13 protein-coding genes are annotated in these 16,934 nt (G+C 47.6%); 8 read left to right on the top strand and 5 right to left on the bottom strand.

The window, feature by feature from the left end:
- The first annotated feature begins 12 nt into the window (after nucleotides 1-12).
- The 8 genes from xrtA to ACO0K4_RS02200 all read left to right on the top strand — a co-directional run bounded on the left by xrtA (nucleotide 13) and on the right by ACO0K4_RS02200 (nucleotide 11,073).
- Nucleotides 13-1,530, top strand: coding sequence for an exosortase A (gene xrtA, locus ACO0K4_RS02165; protein WP_422954952.1), 1,518 nt, complete (start codon nucleotides 13-15; stop codon nucleotides 1,528-1,530).
- Nucleotides 1,530-2,699, top strand: a complete 1,170-nt coding sequence (locus ACO0K4_RS02170) for a TIGR03088 family PEP-CTERM/XrtA system glycosyltransferase (protein WP_422954953.1) — start codon at nucleotides 1,530-1,532, stop codon at nucleotides 2,697-2,699. Before xrtA ends, ACO0K4_RS02170 begins: the two co-directional genes overlap by 1 nt.
- A complete protein-coding gene (locus ACO0K4_RS02175) occupies nucleotides 2,684-4,648 on the top strand; it encodes an XrtA/PEP-CTERM system amidotransferase (RefSeq protein ID WP_422954954.1) in 1,965 nt (654 codons plus the stop codon). Before ACO0K4_RS02170 ends, ACO0K4_RS02175 begins: the two co-directional genes overlap by 16 nt.
- Before the next feature lie 8 nt (nucleotides 4,649-4,656).
- A complete protein-coding gene (locus ACO0K4_RS02180) occupies nucleotides 4,657-5,871 on the top strand; it encodes a TIGR04063 family PEP-CTERM/XrtA system glycosyltransferase (protein WP_422954955.1) in 1,215 nt (404 codons plus the stop codon).
- 249 nt (nucleotides 5,872-6,120) lie between these two features.
- The gene (locus ACO0K4_RS02185; RefSeq protein WP_422954956.1) at nucleotides 6,121-7,233 is read left to right on the top strand and encodes an acyltransferase family protein; all 1,113 of its coding nucleotides are present in this window, start codon (nucleotides 6,121-6,123) and stop codon (nucleotides 7,231-7,233) included.
- 215 nt (nucleotides 7,234-7,448) lie between these two features.
- Entirely contained in the window at nucleotides 7,449-8,993 is a 1,545-nt protein-coding gene (locus ACO0K4_RS02190; RefSeq protein ID WP_422954957.1) for an MBOAT family O-acyltransferase, read from the top strand.
- A gap of 9 nt (nucleotides 8,994-9,002) precedes the next feature.
- On the top strand, nucleotides 9,003-10,253 hold the full coding sequence (locus ACO0K4_RS02195) for a hypothetical protein (RefSeq protein WP_422954958.1): 1,251 nt from the start codon (nucleotides 9,003-9,005) through the stop codon (nucleotides 10,251-10,253).
- Nucleotides 10,254-10,383: 130 nt separating this feature from the next.
- Entirely contained in the window at nucleotides 10,384-11,073 is a 690-nt protein-coding gene (locus tag ACO0K4_RS02200) for a PEP-CTERM sorting domain-containing protein (RefSeq protein ID WP_422954959.1), read from the top strand.
- 111 nt (nucleotides 11,074-11,184) lie between these two features.
- Here the strand turns inward: ACO0K4_RS02200 and ACO0K4_RS02205 are convergent, their stop codons facing one another.
- The 5 genes from ACO0K4_RS02205 to ACO0K4_RS02225 all read right to left on the bottom strand — a co-directional run bounded on the left by ACO0K4_RS02205 (nucleotide 11,185) and on the right by ACO0K4_RS02225 (nucleotide 16,932).
- Nucleotides 11,185-12,129, bottom strand: a complete 945-nt coding sequence (locus ACO0K4_RS02205) for a glycosyltransferase family 2 protein (protein ID WP_422954960.1) — start codon at nucleotides 12,127-12,129, stop codon at nucleotides 11,185-11,187.
- The gene (locus tag ACO0K4_RS02210) at nucleotides 12,126-13,154 is read right to left on the bottom strand and encodes an acyltransferase family protein (protein WP_422954961.1); all 1,029 of its coding nucleotides are present in this window, start codon (nucleotides 13,152-13,154) and stop codon (nucleotides 12,126-12,128) included. Before ACO0K4_RS02210 ends, ACO0K4_RS02205 begins: the two co-directional genes overlap by 4 nt.
- A gap of 322 nt (nucleotides 13,155-13,476) precedes the next feature.
- Complete coding sequence (locus ACO0K4_RS02215) at nucleotides 13,477-14,436, bottom strand: polysaccharide deacetylase family protein (RefSeq protein WP_422954962.1); 960 nt, start codon at nucleotides 14,434-14,436, stop codon at nucleotides 13,477-13,479.
- Between the two features lie 90 nt (nucleotides 14,437-14,526).
- The gene (locus tag ACO0K4_RS02220) at nucleotides 14,527-15,666 is read right to left on the bottom strand and encodes a pectate lyase (protein ID WP_422954963.1); all 1,140 of its coding nucleotides are present in this window, start codon (nucleotides 15,664-15,666) and stop codon (nucleotides 14,527-14,529) included.
- 111 nt (nucleotides 15,667-15,777) lie between these two features.
- Complete coding sequence (locus ACO0K4_RS02225; protein ID WP_422954964.1) at nucleotides 15,778-16,932, bottom strand: carboxylate--amine ligase; 1,155 nt, start codon at nucleotides 16,930-16,932, stop codon at nucleotides 15,778-15,780.
- Nucleotides 16,933-16,934: the final 2 nt, after the last annotated feature.

Genomic DNA, 16,934 nt, shown 5'->3' on the forward strand with positions numbered 1-16,934 from the left:
AAAGGATCATCCTTGACTGCTACATCAACACCACCTTTGCCCTATCCGGCCTTGCTAGCGATACTAGTCGCATTGCTAGCGCCATTTCTCATTTATTTCAGTACCGCGCAATCGATCGTCTCTGTATGGAATCAATCAGAAACCTTCGCGCATGGCTACATCATTTTGCCTATCAGTCTGTGGCTCATCTGGAAGCGTAAAGCAACCATTCAGCGCATGACGCCACAACCGTATTGGCCAGGCTTATTCGCACTGGCGGCATGTGGATTTGGCTGGTTGCTTGCGGAATTAGGTGATGTACAGGTCGTCAGACAGTACATGTTTGTAGCGATGATTCCAGCAATTGTCATCGTAGTACTCGGCTGGCAAATCGCCTGGGCTCTCGCTTTCCCGCTATTTTTCCTGCTGCTGGCAGTCCCGTTTGGCGAAATATTTATCGCGCCTCTCATTGATTTTACTGCGGACTTTACCGTCATTGCGCTGCAATTTACCGGCATCCCCGTGTTACGTGACGGCAGCAGTTTTTCCATCCCCTCCGGTAACTGGTCTGTTGTCGAAGCATGTAGCGGCGTCAGATATTTGATCTCCTCGATTACTCTGGGATGTCTGTATGCATACCTGACTTATCATTCAGCCTGGCGACGCGTCTGGTTTATTCTGGCATCCATCATTGTGCCTATCATCGCCAATGGCTTGCGCGCCTATATGATTGTCATGCTTGGACATCTAAGCGGCATGAAACTCGCTGTCGGCGTCGATCATTTGATTTATGGCTGGATCTTCTTTGGCATCGTCATGTTCTTTATGTTCTGGCTAGGTAGTTTCTGGCGCGACGATCAGGATAGTGCCAACGATATTCCCGCAGCACTGACCAGCCACTCACTGCCCTCAACAAGTCGCCTTGCGTCCGCATCACTCGTGGCGATCTTATGTCTCGCCCTGTGGCCAGCGTATGCCGCTTATGTCTCGCAACTGAATATAAATCAAACTGCAATTCATATTGATGATCTGCCCGTGTCATGGAAGGAATCATCGTCCCTCACAACATGGCGCCCTAGCTTTTTACCTGGCAGTGCTGTGCTCGATAAATCTTATCTGGATGGCGCTCAGGCAGTCGGCGTACTGATCAACTATTACCGAAACCAGAATCGTGACTCAGCTGTCATCAGCACCCTCAATGAAATGGTGCAGGATCATGACCGTAACTGGCTCAGAACCCATAGCGAAACCCGTACCGTAAATCTGGATGGCCAAAGTCTGACCGTGCGTGAAACCTATATCAAAGGGTCGACAGAATCGCTGCTTGTCTGGGACTGGTATTGGATAGACAGTCAATTTACAGCCAATAAATATGTTGGCAAAGTATTGCAGACTAAAGCGAAATTCTTCTTACACGGTGACGACGCGGCATCCATATTGATCTATGCACCTTATGCAGAAAAACCCGATGAGGCACGCAAAGCCATGCAGCAATTTATGCAGACACACCTGAGCTCGATAACAAAAACACTGCAAGCGAATAAAAAGTAATGGCTGAGGACACAATTCCACTGGTGGTACACCTGATCTACCGGCTTGATTTCGGGGGACTAGAAACCTTGTTGGTTGATTGTATTAACCACATGCCTGTAAAAAAATACCGGCATGCCGTCATTTGCCTGACAAATCACAGCGTATTTTCAGAAAAAATAACGCGTAAAAACGTACCAATTTTTGATTTGAATAAACCAGCCGGATTAGGTTTGGGCACCCACATAACCCTCTGGAAATTGCTGCGCAAGCTGCGTCCGGCAATTTTGCATACGTATAACTTGTCTGCCAATGAATACGCCTTCACCGCTAGCCTGGCTGGCGTTCCTGTGCGTATTCATGCGGAACATGGGCGTGATATCAATGATCCCTTCGGACTCAACCGTAAACATAATCTGTTGCGCCGCTGGATGACACCGTTTATTGATCAATATGTTGCGGTATCACAGGATTTATATCACTGGCTTCAACAAAGCATTCATGTACCAGACAAAAAAAATCTGCTGATACATAACGGTGTCGATACCCAGCGTTTTTCACCTGATAATGACATCACCGCCACCACACCATGGCCTGCGGATTGTTTCGTGATCGGTACCGTCGGCAGAGCACAAGATATTAAAAATCAATCCGGTTTGATACGTGCTTTTATTCTGTTGCGCCATGCATTACCTGAGTATCAGGACAAATTACGGCTAAGCATCATCGGTGATGGCCCTCTGCTTCCCGATCTCCGGCAGCAAGTCGCTGACGCAGGTATCAGCGAGGTAGTCTGGCTGCCAGGTGCACGCTCGGATATTGCCAGCATCATGCGTGGCTTTAGTCTGTTCAGCTTGCCATCGCTGGCAGAAGGTACGCCAGTTACCTTGCTTGAGGCAATGTCCTCAGGATTGGCGGTCGTTGCCTCAAGAGTAGGTGGTATCCCTGAAGTCATACAAGACGGTATTCATGGCGCAATGGTCACTGCGGGTGATGATGCGGCTTTCAGTAAAGCATTCGCCAGCTACTGCCAGCAACCAGCCCTGCTCAAGCAGCATGGCGCCGCTGCAAGCCAATACGTCAGACAAAAATTCAGCGTCACTGCAATGGTGAATTCGTATGCGAATTTATACGATGCCTTATGCAAAACCAAATTCAAGGAAAGTAGTAAGCCATGTGTGGAATCGTAGGCATTTTTGATACGCTGGGAACGCGCGACATCGATGCGCAAGCACTTGCACGCATGAACGAAAGTCAATTGCATCGAGGGCCAGACGAGGGATCCCTGCATCGTGAGCCAGGCGTCGGTTTCGGCCATCGCCGCCTATCCGTTATCGATCTGGCCTTTGGCTTGCAACCGCTGTTTAACGAGGACCATAGCGTCGTCGTCGTATTCAATGGCGAGATCTACAACTACAGAGAATTAATGGCGGAGCTGACCCAGCTTGGGCATGTGTTCCGCACACGCTGCGATACCGAAGTCATTGTTCACGCCTGGGAACAATGGGGTGAAAGCTGCGTATCCCGTTTTCGTGGCATGTTCGCATTCGGCCTTTGGGACAGAAACCAAAAAACCTTATTTCTGGGGCGTGATCATATAGGCGTAAAACCGATGTTCTACGCATTGCTGCCAGACGGCCATTTTGTCTTTGGTTCTGAACTGAAATCACTGATGACCTTCCCAGCGCTATCCCGCAAACTGAATCCTCAGGCGGTCGAAGACTTTTTTGCTTATGGTTATATTCCAGAACCAAAAACTATTTTTCATGATGCGTTCAAACTCAGTCCTGGTCACACCATCACGCTTAAAGCCGGTGACAAGCAGATTCATCAACGACGTTTTTGGGATCTGCCATTCAAGCCCCTTGCGCCACTGACCGCGCAGGAAGCAACAAAGGAACTGGTAGACCGCTTGCGTGAATCGGTTCAAAGTCAGATGGAGGCCGAAGTGCCACTAGGAGCGTTTCTGTCAGGCGGAGTCGATTCAAGTGCTGTGGTTGCGATGATGGCTGAGCAAAATAAAGATATGGTCAACACGTGCTCCATCGCCTTTAATGACCCGAACTACGACGAATCTACGTTTGCCAATCAAGTCGCTCAACGATATCAGACCCGTCATCACACCGAAACCGTTGATACGAACGATTATGGACTGATTGACACACTGGCCGCTCTGTACGACGAACCTTATGCAGATAGCTCAGCAATTCCTACCTATCGCGTCTGCCAGCTCGCCAGAAAGCGGGTCACCGTTGCGTTATCAGGCGATGGCGGAGATGAAAATTTTGCTGGTTATCGTCGCTACCGGTATGCGATGGCAGAGCAAAAAGTCCGCTCGCTGCTACCACTCTCATTTCGTCAGCCGGTCTTTGGTATGCTCGGCAAAATCTACCCAAAAGCAGATTGGGCACCGCGTATCTTTCGCGCAAAGACAACCTTTGAAGCCCTGGCACGTGATTTGGTGGAAGGCTATTTTCACGGCGTGTCCATCATGCCGGACCGGGTGCGGGACCAGTTATTCAGCCCGCACTTCCGCAAGGATTTACAAGGCTATCAAGCAATCGAAGTCATGCGTGCTCATGCTGCCAATTCACCGACAGATGATCCGCTGTCGCTGATTCAATATCTGGATTTTAAAACCTATTTGCCTGGCGACATCCTGACAAAAGTTGATCGTGCCAGCATGGCGCATTCACTGGAAGTCCGTGTACCTTTGCTGGATCACAAACTGGTGGAATGGATCTCGGGATTACCATCGTCAGTCAAATTGCATCAAGGCGAGGGGAAATATATTTTCAAGAAAGCGCTTGAGCCGTATTTGCCAAATGATATTTTATATCGCCCTAAAATGGGTTTCTCGATCCCGCTGGCAAGCTGGTTACGCGGACCACTTAAACAGAGTACACGGGATGCGGTGCTCGGTCCTATGATGGCAGATACAGGTATCTTCAACATGAGCTTCCTGAGCGATATGGTAGAGCAACATCAGTCCGGTGTACGTGATTACACGGCACCGCTATGGACACTGCTGATGTTTGCGGCCTTCCTGAAAAACGTCTTGCCAGACGATGCCAATACCCGCGCCAACATCCGCGATTTGCTTAATCCTCAATTACACTCACTGAATCACCAGGACTGACAACTCTCATGCGTATCCTGCATATCCTCGACCATTCAATACCGCTACATAGTGGCTACACCTTCAGAACGATCTCTATTCTGAAAGAGCAGCGTGCCCTGGGATGGGAGACGTTTCATCTGACTAGCCCGAAACAAACGAATTATACGAAGTCTGAGGAAGACGTTGACGGATGGCATTTTTTTCGTACGCCGCGTAGTGCCGGGATGCTCGCCAAACTACCGGTACTAAATCAGTTAGCAGTGATCAACAGTCTTGCAAAACGTTTGCTGGAAGTTGCGAAAAAAATCAAGCCCGATGTCTTGCATGCTCACTCCCCCGCACTGAATGCGATCGCCGCTCTCCGGGTGGGACGCGCATTAGGCATCCCTGTTGTCTATGAAATCCGGGCCTTTTGGGAAGATGCTGCAGTCGATCACGGCACCAGCACAGAGTGGGGCCTGCGATACAGGCTCACGCGAGCGATGGAGACCTATGCGATTCGTAAGGTCGATGCTGTCACGACGATCTGCGAAGGCCTGCGCAGCGATATCGTACAGCGCGGCATACCGGCATCAAAAGTGACAGTGATCCCTAATGCGGTCAACATCGAGAATTTCCGTGTGGGAGAAACTGCGGACCTGCAACTGTCTAAAGAACTGGGACTGGAAGGAAAAGTAACGCTGGGTTTTATCGGATCTTTCTATGCGTATGAGGGCTTACTGATCTTGCTGCAAGCCCTGCCGCTGATGTTGAAGAAAAATCCGGATATCCGTGTTCTGCTCGTCGGTGGAGGACAACAAGAAGCCGCGCTGCGCACACTGGCAAATCAATTGCATATCGCCAGCCATATTATTTTTACGGGGCGTGTGCCGCATGATCAGGTGCAGCGCTATTACAACCTCGTCGATGTCTTGGTCTATCCACGCCTGCGCATGCGTCTCACTGAATTAGTCACACCCTTAAAACCACTTGAAGCCATGGCACAAGGCCGCCTGCTGGCTGCTTCTGACGTGGGCGGTCATCTGGAACTGATCAAGGACGGCGTGACCGGTGTGCTATTCCAGGCGGATAATCCACAAGATCTGGCAGACAAAGTAGTAGATCTGATTGAAAAACCAGAACGCTGGCCAGGACTACGCAAGGCAGCGAGAGAATTTGTAGAGACAGAAAGAAATTGGAAAGTCAGCGTGGCACGATACCAGACAATCTATCCGGCCCTGATCAAAGCAAAGAAAACCTAAACCTGATCTGAAGAACCGGCGTGAGCAGGGCAAAAAGATCTGAATTAAATGTACGTTGAATTAGCGCTGAATCAGCAATTAATCAGCAATTAATCAGCATGAATGAAACGTTGACAGGTATTGAGCAGGTGTCAAATAAGCGCCCTCACACTGCCATCAAGTTTTATCAAGTTTTCTGAGATTCACATAAGCGTAACAACTAAGGCAGGTGAGCCATTTCGTCGATATACCTGATGACGAATCGCAATTATGAATAAACCGTATTCACTTTATCTCGATATCGTCCGGTTTCTGGCATCGGTGTTTGTCGTGCTCGATCATTTCAACGGACAGCAAATTGTCAGCCGCGAGCTTGGCAAGTACATTCCTGAATTTGGTCGTGAGGCCGTGATTATTTTTTTCGTCTTATCCGGTTATGTGATTGCCTTTACTACCGAGGTAAAACAACAAAATTTGCGGGAATACGTGGTCGCGCGCTGCGCCCGTATCTACTCGGTTGCTTTGCCGCTCTTGTTAGCAGCATTTTGTTTGAATTATCTTTGCAATACCTATTTCAGCAGCCCATCGCAAGCGTATTATGAAGTTTCTAAAGCCTATGTGTACATCCCGTTTCATCTGCTTTTTCTGGGTGAGTTATGGAATTTGTCCGAAGTACCGCCATGGCTTATTCCTTATTGGTCACTGAGTTATGAAGTTTGGTATTACATTTTTTTTGCGACGCTGTATTATTTTTCGTCTTATAAAAGAGTACTTCTGAGCGCATTCGTTTTTCTGGTATTGGGGCATAAGCTATGGTTGTTGTTACCGGTCTGGATGAGCGGCGTTTTTCTTTACCACCAACAAAATAGATTTCCACTGAGTATTGCCACAGCAAGAATCGGCTGGGGTATCAGCATTCTGGTATTTGGTCTTTTTGAGTACCTAGATGCAGACAAAAACCTGACTATAGTAGGTGAAGCAATCTGGCCATTTCCCTCATTAATGCTCGGGAGTGCCAGCCGATATCTTGCAGATTACTTGGTATGCCTCATAGTATTGTGCAATTTTTGGTGTGCGCGTTATGCCAGATTTACGATTCTGGAAAAATTTACCCGCAGTATAAAAACGATTTCGTCCTATACCTTCACGCTATATCTCGCTCACATGCTGGTGATTTCAATCTGGCTGCACTTCTATCGACATGACACTAATAGTGTCATCGACATACTTAGCGTATCTATATTGATTGCCCTGTCCACTTATCTGATCGGCAGAGTGACTGAACATAAAAAGACTTGGTTTGCACGTAGCTTCGACAATTTGTGGGGATACCTGGCTGCTGTATTCAGTAAATCTTCCTCACCAAAACAGTATCAGGATTAAGCCTTGTGAGTCTGCTTGTGCGGAACTGACGGAACGGTTCGATTGAGGTATCGGGACGCCACTAAGGCTTATGTTCTGGTCATGTTTTTGGGCATACCAGTAACCGAATCCGCATTATCCATGCGGCTTTCGGACGTATATGCCTTGGAAAGACGCATCAACATTGGGGGATACGTTTCTTTGCTTGTAGAATTTGAATGAAAATATTGTAGACCATGCTATTTAATTCTTTTAGTTTTTTACTGCTGTTTTTGCCAATCACGGCCGTCGTATTTTTTGCTCTGGCAAAACGCAGTCATCAACTGGCGGCTGGCTGGCTGGCACTGGCATCTTTGTTTTTTTATGGCTGGTGGGACTATCGCTACCTGCCTCTGTTGCTGGCATCTATCGCATTCAATTATTGGATGGGCTGGCGTATTGGTCACACAGAACGCAGCAAGGCAAAACTCTGGCTGGTTGGCGCAATTGCGCTGAATCTTGTGTTGCTCGCCTACTTCAAATACGCAGACTTCTATATCACCAGCATCAATACATTAGCCGGAAGTAATTTTCCAGTATTACACGTCATCCTTCCTATTGGTATTTCATTTTTTACTTTTACGCAGATCGCATTTCTCGTCGATACTTATCAGGGCAAAGTCAAAGAGTATCGCTTCACACACTATCTGCTTTTTGTTACCTATTTCCCGCACCTGATTGCCGGACCGGTATTACATCACAAAGAGATGATGCCACAATTTGGCGATGCAAAAACCTATCGCTGCCTGCCTGAAAATATTGCCGTCGGTATTGCCATTTTTGCGATGGGTCTGGCAAAAAAAGTCTTGATTGCAGACAGCCTGGCTGTCCATGCGACATTCTTCTTTGATCAGACGGATAGTCCGTCTTTATTGGTCGCCTGGGGTGGCGTGCTTGCCTACACTTTTCAGTTATATTTTGATTTTTCTGGCTACTCCGATATGGCGATAGGTTTATCCCGTTTGTTTGGTATCCGCTTACCGCTGAACTTTAATTCGCCCTACAAAGCAGTGAATATCATCGACTTCTGGCGACGCTGGCATATGACCTTGTCCCGTTTTTTACGCGACTACTTATACATCGCACTGGGCGGCAATCAAAAAGGGCCAGTACGTCGCTATGCAAACCTCATGATTACGATGGTGCTCGGTGGTTTGTGGCATGGTGCAGGTTGGAATTTTGTGATCTGGGGTAGTTTGCATGGCGCCTACCTGATGGTGAATCATGCTTGGGCAGGACTAGCGCATCGTCTGCGATTGCCGCTGAGTTCGCGGTGGTGGCGGTTATGTAGTGTCTGCCTGACTTTTGCAGCGGTATGCTTTGCCTGGGTCTTTTTCCGCGCATCAGATTTCAGCAGAGCCAGTGCAATTATTCAGGGCATGTTGAATATGAACGGTATCGGGATTCCCGAAAATATCGGCACCCATCTCGGCGGACTAAAAGCAATGCTAGAGCACATTGGTGTCACGTTCTACCTGGGTGGCGGTACTCGTTTTGTCCAAACCTATATCTGGGTTCTGGTCGCCGCTGCCATCGCCTTTTTTCTGCCAAATACGCAGGAAGTCATGGACAAATTTAACCCAGCCCTGGATCATCAATCAGGGCAAATCCGCAGCTCGTTCGTTACGCGCTACCTGACCTGGCAACCTACCCTGGTATGGGCGCTTTGGATAGGCCTGCTTCTGGTGGCAAGTCTGCTGCTGATTAATCGCCCGGCTGAGTTTCTCTATTTTCAGTTTTAAGGAAACGACATGCAGACTCAACAAGCCTTTGTCCGTTTTCTTCGTCTGATCCTGATCGTTATTGCCTCAGGTATTTTCGCAGTAATAGCGATTGTCGTAACGATTGATCCCTACCGGCTCTATCACGTCGTGGAGATTGCCGGAATTAATCAGATTAAACCGCAACCAGATCGCTATCAGGAAGAAATCAAACTGAGTAACGCCCGGCAGCTTAAAGCTAATGCACTCATTTTTGGCAACTCGCGGGCTGAATATGGCTTGAATCCAGATTACGAGGGATTTGCCAAGGCGGGTTTGTCCGGTTACAACATGGCCTTGTCTGGCACCAAAATGGCAACAACCAGACGCGATCTCGCCTATTTACGCAGCATTGGTCAAAAACCAGATTTTGTCATTCTTGGCGTCGACTTTTTAGACTATCTGGTCGATGGATCGAAGATACCGGTATCACCATCAGTACACGAACTCAACACTCATCCGCATGATGTCAATGGGATTCAATGGCAATTTGATGCCCTATTCTCATTAACTTCAGTCAGCGATGCCATCAAAACGATAGAGATTCAAAACAATACTGAGGCAGAAACAATCAGTCCCCGCGGACTCAATCCTTTGCATGAATATAAAAAAATTGCGCGCGAAGAAGGCTACTACGTTATTTTTCAGCAGCGAGCATTGGAATATGCAAAAACGTTTACCCGTAAGCCGCATGATCTACGTTATCCGCAAACAAATAGCTCGCCAGAGCTCGACGGCTTGCGTGCTACGCTGGCCATGATTGCCACCGATAACTCGGAAGCTCATATCATCATCTATCCCTATCATGCGCAAATTCTGGCTTTATTTGAGGAAGTCGGGTTGTGGCCCTCATTTGAAGCCTGGAAAAAAATGCTGCTCACGGAAGTCAATACCGCGAATCAGGCTCATCCAGACGCCCGACTAACATTATGGGATTTCAGCGGTTACGGAACAGCGCAATGTGAAGTGATCCCGGCTAAAGGCGACATTAAGAGCATCACCAAATGGTATTGGGAAGCCGGGCATTTCAAACAAAGTCTGGGAGACATCATACTGAACCGTGTTCTGGAAAAACGTACCCGCCAGGTAGCAGGAAATACGTTTGGTACACCGCTCAGAGAAGACAATTTCTTAGAAAATCAGATCCGGATCCAAGAGGAAAAAGTTGCCTGCAATCACATTTATCCTGCCATATTCAGCCAGGCGAAGTCCTTGGTCGCAGAGGAATTAAAGAGAAAATAAACGTCGAAATTTTTTACAAACATCCACTGAAAAAATAAGAATTTTCACAAATACCTTTATATTTCAATAGGTTAGGGAATCAGGCTCAATTCTTGCTCTTTTCATATTAAAGTTTTTGTAAAGGAATATCATGAAAAAGCATTTAGTTAAATTAGCTCTGCTCGCCACATTAGCGCCATTATCTGTATGCGCTAGCGCAACGACTATTGGTTTCGATCCTCTGACAACTAGCGGTACAGGGTTCGTCAGTCCGGTCAATTACACCGAGAACGGCTTCTTGTTCACCTCAAATGCTGGCTTCGGCTCTGCCCGTACTGGCGATGTGAATTTTTTGTATAACGGTCACATCATGACCTGGTATTACGGCTCTACAAGCCTGTTTAATGATGGACTGGGTAACGGCGTCACGACACTAAGCAAGGTTGATGGCAGCGTATTCGAGCTGGACTCGATTGATCTCGCATCGTTGAACGATTACTACACGTTTGAAACCGGTAAAGACATTACCTTTACTGGTAACGTACACGGCGGCGGCACCATTACGCAATCGTTCCAGCTGACGACGAACCTGAGCTTCACTACGTTCCTGTTCAGTGGATTCGCAAATCTTGATTCGGTCACCTGGGGTCAGGGGTTTCCTTACCACCAGTTTGACAATCTGGTTCTTGATGCTGGTTCATCAAGCTTGCCAGGTGGGAACCCTCCAGGCAATCCGCCTGGTAATCCGCCCGGCACTAATGTACCGGAGCCGGCATCGATCGCCTTGCTGGGTCTTGGATTGGCAGCACTTGGAATACGCCGTCGTAAAGTAACTGAGTAATCACCAGATAATCAATTGAGTTAACACTTTATTCAGTCAATAAAAAAGCTTGCTCATGGCAAGCTTTTTTATTGCTTTTGGTTATCCGAAACCACATTGATGCAGAGCGTATTACCTATCTTCACGAATCATAACGATCTCTTTGTCAGCTGATTGCTTAATACGCTGCAGTGCGAGTCTGTCAAACCAGGTATCGACTCCTCGCCAAGATAAGGTCAATTCACCAGCGTGCTCTTTGTACAGTTGGTTGACGTGAGGAGGAAGCCCCTTAAGTCCACCCATCTTCAGGGGTGACTTAATCATCTTGTTTTGAAAATGTCTGAGGCTGTAACGAATTTTCCGGCGGTAATACAAGCGCAGATCGTGAAAGGAAAACATTGACAGCGGATCATAGCTAAATCGTGCCTGTTCACAAATAAAAATTCTATGCATATCCCAGCTTTGCTGAGGATTTAAATCCCAATATGCCAGTGCGCCAATCAAAGAATCATCGCCGATCAAACCCACTGGCAGTCGCACATTTGACGAACGCAACTGACCGACAAATCTGCCTGACAAAGCATAAAGATTGCCGCAGAGACCGCCTTCACGTAATAACAAATTCCTGTCTTCATCACCAATGCCATCAGCAGGTAAGGCTGCGGCGGCATGCGCTTCCGGATGTTGGTGCAATGCCTGCTCCAGCGCAGTCAACGCATCCGGTAAGACCTTGCAATCACCGTCCAAAAAATAGTAATGATCTGCTTGTATGTGCAGATCATGGATAAAAACATTCCAGGCATTCGACTTATCCCCGATCTGAATATTTTTCAAATTACAGAAGGGATTTTCTTGAGCGAATTTCTCCACCAGCTCTCCCGTGTTATCGCTACTCCCATTGTTTAACACCAGACACTGATCTCCGTCAGCAATCGCCTTTTTCACACTTTGTAAGCACGCAATAATATTCAGCGATTCGTTATGAGCAAAGATCGCGATAAATTTTCTTATTTTTTTATTTTGAACAAACATTGTGATTACTCCGGCATTCTCGCTAACAATCTCATCTGATCTCATTTCACGTCATTCGACATGACTTTGCTCCATCCATGTAAGGGTGCAGGATTCGCCCATCTCTCATTGAGCCAATGACGTACAGGATTCTCAATCAGGTAGTAAGAAGCAATCCCGCAAACAATAGCTAGGACAAGCGCGATGATGGCCGACAATCCATCCCTATGATGCGCCAGGTAAAAAACCTGCTGCCAAAGATAAATAGAAAAAGACCAAAGCCCTAATGTCTTTAAGGGCCACCATGAGAGGCAACGTTTTACTATGGCTGGCGCAGTACTGAGAATATTAAGGACAACTGCAAACAATCCGACTCCGATAAAACCTCGCAGCGGAATAGGCATAGACCACCAGTAACACATCAGACCAAACACAATCAAAACCGGATAAACCAGAACAGGCAAAACCGGGATTTTTACCTTTTGCAGACATAACAAAAGTAAGCCTGAAAACAGAATGCCGTAAGCGGAAATTTCCGAATGTGCCCACAGCTCAAATTCTAATTTCTGTGCCGGAAATAACATCCAATAGCTGAGGCCAAGAACAACTGAAACGGCCACAGCGATGGCAAGTGCCAAACGGGCGGTGAGATACTGTTTTCTAACGACGACAGCGACCAAAGTCAGGAAAATATAGGTATGTTCCTCTACGGACAAAGACCATATATGGCCGAAAGGCATAACTGCGTGTCCGACTTTTCCGGGGAAATAATTATTTAGGAACAGGCTCGCAACACCGGTCTCCGCCCAATCAATCAGCTTACCCGTTAGAAAAAAATAGATCAGCACTACAATCACAAAGCTGAAAAAAGCAGGAAATATCCGTGATATGCGACGTTGATAAAATGTTGTAATAGGAACTTCTTTGATGAAAAGAAGCCGGCACATCAGAAAGCCAGACAGCACAAAGAAAAAATCGACGCCTACCCGCCCAAAGTTAATTCCCGGTATAGGAAAAAAATGGCCTATTAATAAAAACAGGATTGCCAAGCCTCGCCAGCCATCCAGATAATCAACATGCTGATCGTTCATGACTACAAGCCTTATCTCAATTAGGTTTTACGCAAAAACCAAAACCTCTCACCACAGACACACGGAAACACAGAGAAAAGAACGGAGCAATAAGCGACTCCATGAAATATGGATTAAAAGGTTTTAAAAATTCTGTCAATTGAAACCGCAGGCTGGATGCGACTTCCAGAGGCATTCTGTGCCAGGAGGCGCACCCGGCTTGCGGGTTGTTTTATATAAATACGATAGCGCTATTCTCTTAGTATCCTCTGCTCGTCTTTAGCACGAGGTTTCGGGAGTGAGTTTTGAGATTGCAGTTTTTTATATCGGCCTAATCAATGACTCAATATCTGCGACGCAAAACTTGCTCGACCGTTCTGTGTGCAGTTTTCCACAGAGGTGAAGTAAGTACAGTGGAATGACCAGGCATGGTGTCCATCGACAGCTGCTGAAATCCACGCATCTGGAAGTCCGTTTTATGGTTCGCCATAAACTCACAAAAACGCCGGAAACGTTTGATCATAATCAGGTCGCCATTATTGCGCTGTGCATTCATCAGTTCAAAATTGTGCGAAAGAATTACAAAGGACTGGCGCTGGTTTGTTAAAGCCTGTTGCATCAAGCCTTCCAACTCCAGATTCGAACAGGCACCGAGCTGGGCATGCCGGTGTTTGCCTGTGCCGTCGTCAAAGATCGTCATCGGATATTCAAGCACTCCGTCGCAGAAGACAGGATCATGCAGTACCTGACCTGGCAACACGCCACTTTCTAGTCCCATCATGCTGGCGTTGTAGCTGCTATCGAAGGGAATATGATTCGCCGCCAATGCGTGCAAGGTATCGCGATTAAATCCAAAACTCCCCGCACGAAACGCATTGACGCGACCACCGTTCGCCTCTTCAATCAATTCCACGCCTTTGGCAATCAGGACGGTTTGTTCTTCCAGCGAAAACTGGCGCATGAATTGCCGTTTATGCTCACTGTTTTTGAGCAAGGGTTCACGCGCCTCATCGACCCATTCGGGATGCATGTGCAACTGGACTTCTTGGCCATATTCCTGCACCAGACCAATAATTTCTGCTAAAGGCTCGATACCAAAACGAGTAGCAAACAAAGGTTCAATGAAGAAGACACCATATAAACCGTGATCGCGCAGCTCTTTTAACTGGTAACGTAGACCGTATTCACCTCGCGGCGTACGGCCATATACATATTGCTGAAAAGCCTGCGGAAACCGGGCGTCGAGGTTTTTCCATCCTCCACACCAGATTTCTACGTCAACAGTAAAAAACACATTCAACATAAGCAGATAGCAATAAATTTAGAAAAAAACGGTAGATCGATCGCGTAAACGGTACCGTCCAGTACTTTCAAAGATCGCCAGGAGTTGGACTTATCCGATATTGTTCACTTTGTTAAACAACTGCTCCAACATCAATCCATCCATAAAAAATTTCGTTGCCCAGTTCGGATAACGATACGTCATATAGCCACCGTTAATCGGGTGTGAACCTTTCATCGCACCGCGCACATGCAAGTCACCGGTAGTCAGATTTTGAATACTCATGTTGAAGCGATTGGCTTTTTTTGCATATTCAACTAAGGCGGTCTCACCCGTCAGCTGCGCCAGACGCAACCAGTTGATCGCCATCTGTGAGTTTCCGGTGACACAGCTCCAGCTCACGGCAGTTTTCCATTCCGGCGTGTAGAAGGCATTCAATGCGCCATCGCCCCGCTGTTGCGCTGCGACCGCTTTCGCCATGCGTACTGCACGCTCGATATAATCTTGTCGTCCGGCAGCGACGCCTACTTCTAAAATGCCGCGAATCGAATAGGCAATCGTATGGGTTAATGCGGTCAAATCCTGATTGTCGGATAAACAGTTATCGGGCAACCAGTCGTTCGTATGCGCCCGCGCCAGTGTCCATTCGACATTGGCAATTGCCGCCTCCAGATAACGTGCATTCCCTATGGCTTCGTAAGCACGAACCAGACCGAAGGCTGAGCGTGTGTTGTAGCTATTGAGTTTTGACGTTGTAAAAGGAGATGGAAACCGGCGCCATGCACCGTCTTCGTCTTGTGCAGCAACCAGCCAGTCTGACGCTCTTGCCAGTGCAATGCGGAAGCGCTCATCACCCGTTTCCTGATACGCTTTGGCCCAGCCGAACAGTGCTTGTCCGGTATTAAAAATAGTCGGCGCAACAATCTCCGCATCCATCGTCCCGGCGCGAACACCACCATCCGGAAGCTGGATATCGCACTCCCATACGGTCATCTTGCGAGCGGCTTCTGCGTATTGAGGTGCATTGTAGTGCTTTGCATAATCATAAAGCGTAGGAATAACGTAACCAGTTGTTTCCGGATAAGACGCGAGCCACTTCTTCGCACGGATATCGTAACTATGTGCAACGCCGTCATCCGCTGTACCCAACTGCGCCTGAAGTATCCAGTCTGCCGCTGCTTTTAAATGGGTCTCTATAGATTGCGCAGGGAAAACGCTCAGCCCCAACTTATCTTTTACCAATTGCTTCATGTGATTCATTATCTTGTTCCTGATTCTTGTGCACGGCAGCGCGATTGATCGCTGCCTTGTTCACATATGGATTACCGTTATTAATTAACTTTAATATTGCTAATATGAATTTTACGAGAATCGCTGCGCTACTCTGTCCCACATAAAATATACCCAGGGCACAGGATCATTCCAGCGCCAATACGCATCGGCGACAGGTAATGAGCGCGAGCGCTCGTCAACGACATTTCCACCTTCTTCAAACGCCCAGCGGTCTGACTTAGGGTCGCGCCATACCATCGCCTGATCTGGTCGTTTCGCCGCTTGCGATGCCAAACCGTTCTCATACAAATACGCAGCGAGCGGCATATTGACACCATTGATTGTCGCGACCTCTTCCTGAAAATCTGTCCGGGCTACCGTAGGCTCGATCATATAAAACTGGCCGTCACGTTCATCGCGCTTGTATTCCATACTACCCATGCCGGTGAATCCGACCTGGTCAAAAAATGCCTTGGTCTTTTGCGTCAGTTCCTGATCGTATTCCCATGCAGAGGTACAGCTTGCAGTACCGCCAATACGGATTGGCCATGAGCGAATTTTTCTGCCAGTGAATGAAGCGACCAGTTCGCCCTGCTTGCCCAGATATTGCAGGCAAAAATAAATCTCCGAGTCCTTACCCTCGATCCACTCCTGCACCACCATATCGGCAAGTACGGGGTGAATCTCTGCATACATCGTTCGCAATTCTTCAGCAGAAAGTACTTTATAAGCCTTTTTAAACCGAGCACCGTAGGCATAATTTTTTTCACTGGGTTTTAACACGCAAGGGAATTTCAATTGCTCTGCCTGCGCAAGATCATCCAGACTTTGCAGCCTGACGGTCCTAGGAATAGGCGCATGGTTCGCCTCGGCCAACTCTTGAAATCCTTGTTTGTGCATGAGTGCCATCAGGCGTTCATGTTGCGGCAAACGCAGATGGTAAGCGGTACTCAACTGATCACGGTATTCGGATATTGTTCTGACCGTTTTTTCCTCGGTGGCAAACAACATCAGCGGTACCGCGTAGCCCGTGGCGAAGCGCAATAAGTGATCGACTAAGGCCTGACCTTCCAGCGTCGGTACACGTATTTTTTTACCGTAGCGCGACAGCATTGCCGGCGACTTCATATCATTGTCCATGACCACTACAGCGACACCTGCGCCGCCCAGAGAGCGCACTATCCCTAATGCATTAACGCCGCCACCGAGAACGACTGCTGGCTGATCTGATTTGTGATGTGACATGA

Origin of the sequence: Undibacterium sp. RuTC16W (genome assembly GCF_049339445.1) — a bacterium.
Classification (GTDB): domain Bacteria; phylum Pseudomonadota; class Gammaproteobacteria; order Burkholderiales; family Burkholderiaceae_D; genus Undibacterium.

Coding starts and splice junctions, on each gene's coding strand:
- ACO0K4_RS02215 (WP_422954962.1), bottom strand. CDS start 14,436: ATGTTGAATGTGTTTTTTACTGTTGACGTAGAAATCTGGTGTGGAGGA.
- ACO0K4_RS02205 (WP_422954960.1), bottom strand. CDS start 12,129: ATGAGATCAGATGAGATTGTTAGCGAGAATGCCGGAGTAATCACAATG.
- ACO0K4_RS02170 (WP_422954953.1), top strand. CDS start 1,530: ATGGCTGAGGACACAATTCCACTGGTGGTACACCTGATCTACCGGCTT.
- ACO0K4_RS02195 (WP_422954958.1), top strand. CDS start 9,003: ATGCAGACTCAACAAGCCTTTGTCCGTTTTCTTCGTCTGATCCTGATC.
- ACO0K4_RS02180 (WP_422954955.1), top strand. CDS start 4,657: ATGCGTATCCTGCATATCCTCGACCATTCAATACCGCTACATAGTGGC.
- ACO0K4_RS02210 (WP_422954961.1), bottom strand. CDS start 13,154: ATGAACGATCAGCATGTTGATTATCTGGATGGCTGGCGAGGCTTGGCA.
- ACO0K4_RS02220 (WP_422954963.1), bottom strand. CDS start 15,666: ATGAAGCAATTGGTAAAAGATAAGTTGGGGCTGAGCGTTTTCCCTGCG.
- ACO0K4_RS02175 (WP_422954954.1), top strand. CDS start 2,684: ATGTGTGGAATCGTAGGCATTTTTGATACGCTGGGAACGCGCGACATC.
- ACO0K4_RS02185 (WP_422954956.1), top strand. CDS start 6,121: ATGAATAAACCGTATTCACTTTATCTCGATATCGTCCGGTTTCTGGCA.
- ACO0K4_RS02190 (WP_422954957.1), top strand. CDS start 7,449: ATGCTATTTAATTCTTTTAGTTTTTTACTGCTGTTTTTGCCAATCACG.
- ACO0K4_RS02200 (WP_422954959.1), top strand. CDS start 10,384: ATGAAAAAGCATTTAGTTAAATTAGCTCTGCTCGCCACATTAGCGCCA.
- ACO0K4_RS02225 (WP_422954964.1), bottom strand. CDS start 16,932: ATGTCACATCACAAATCAGATCAGCCAGCAGTCGTTCTCGGTGGCGGC.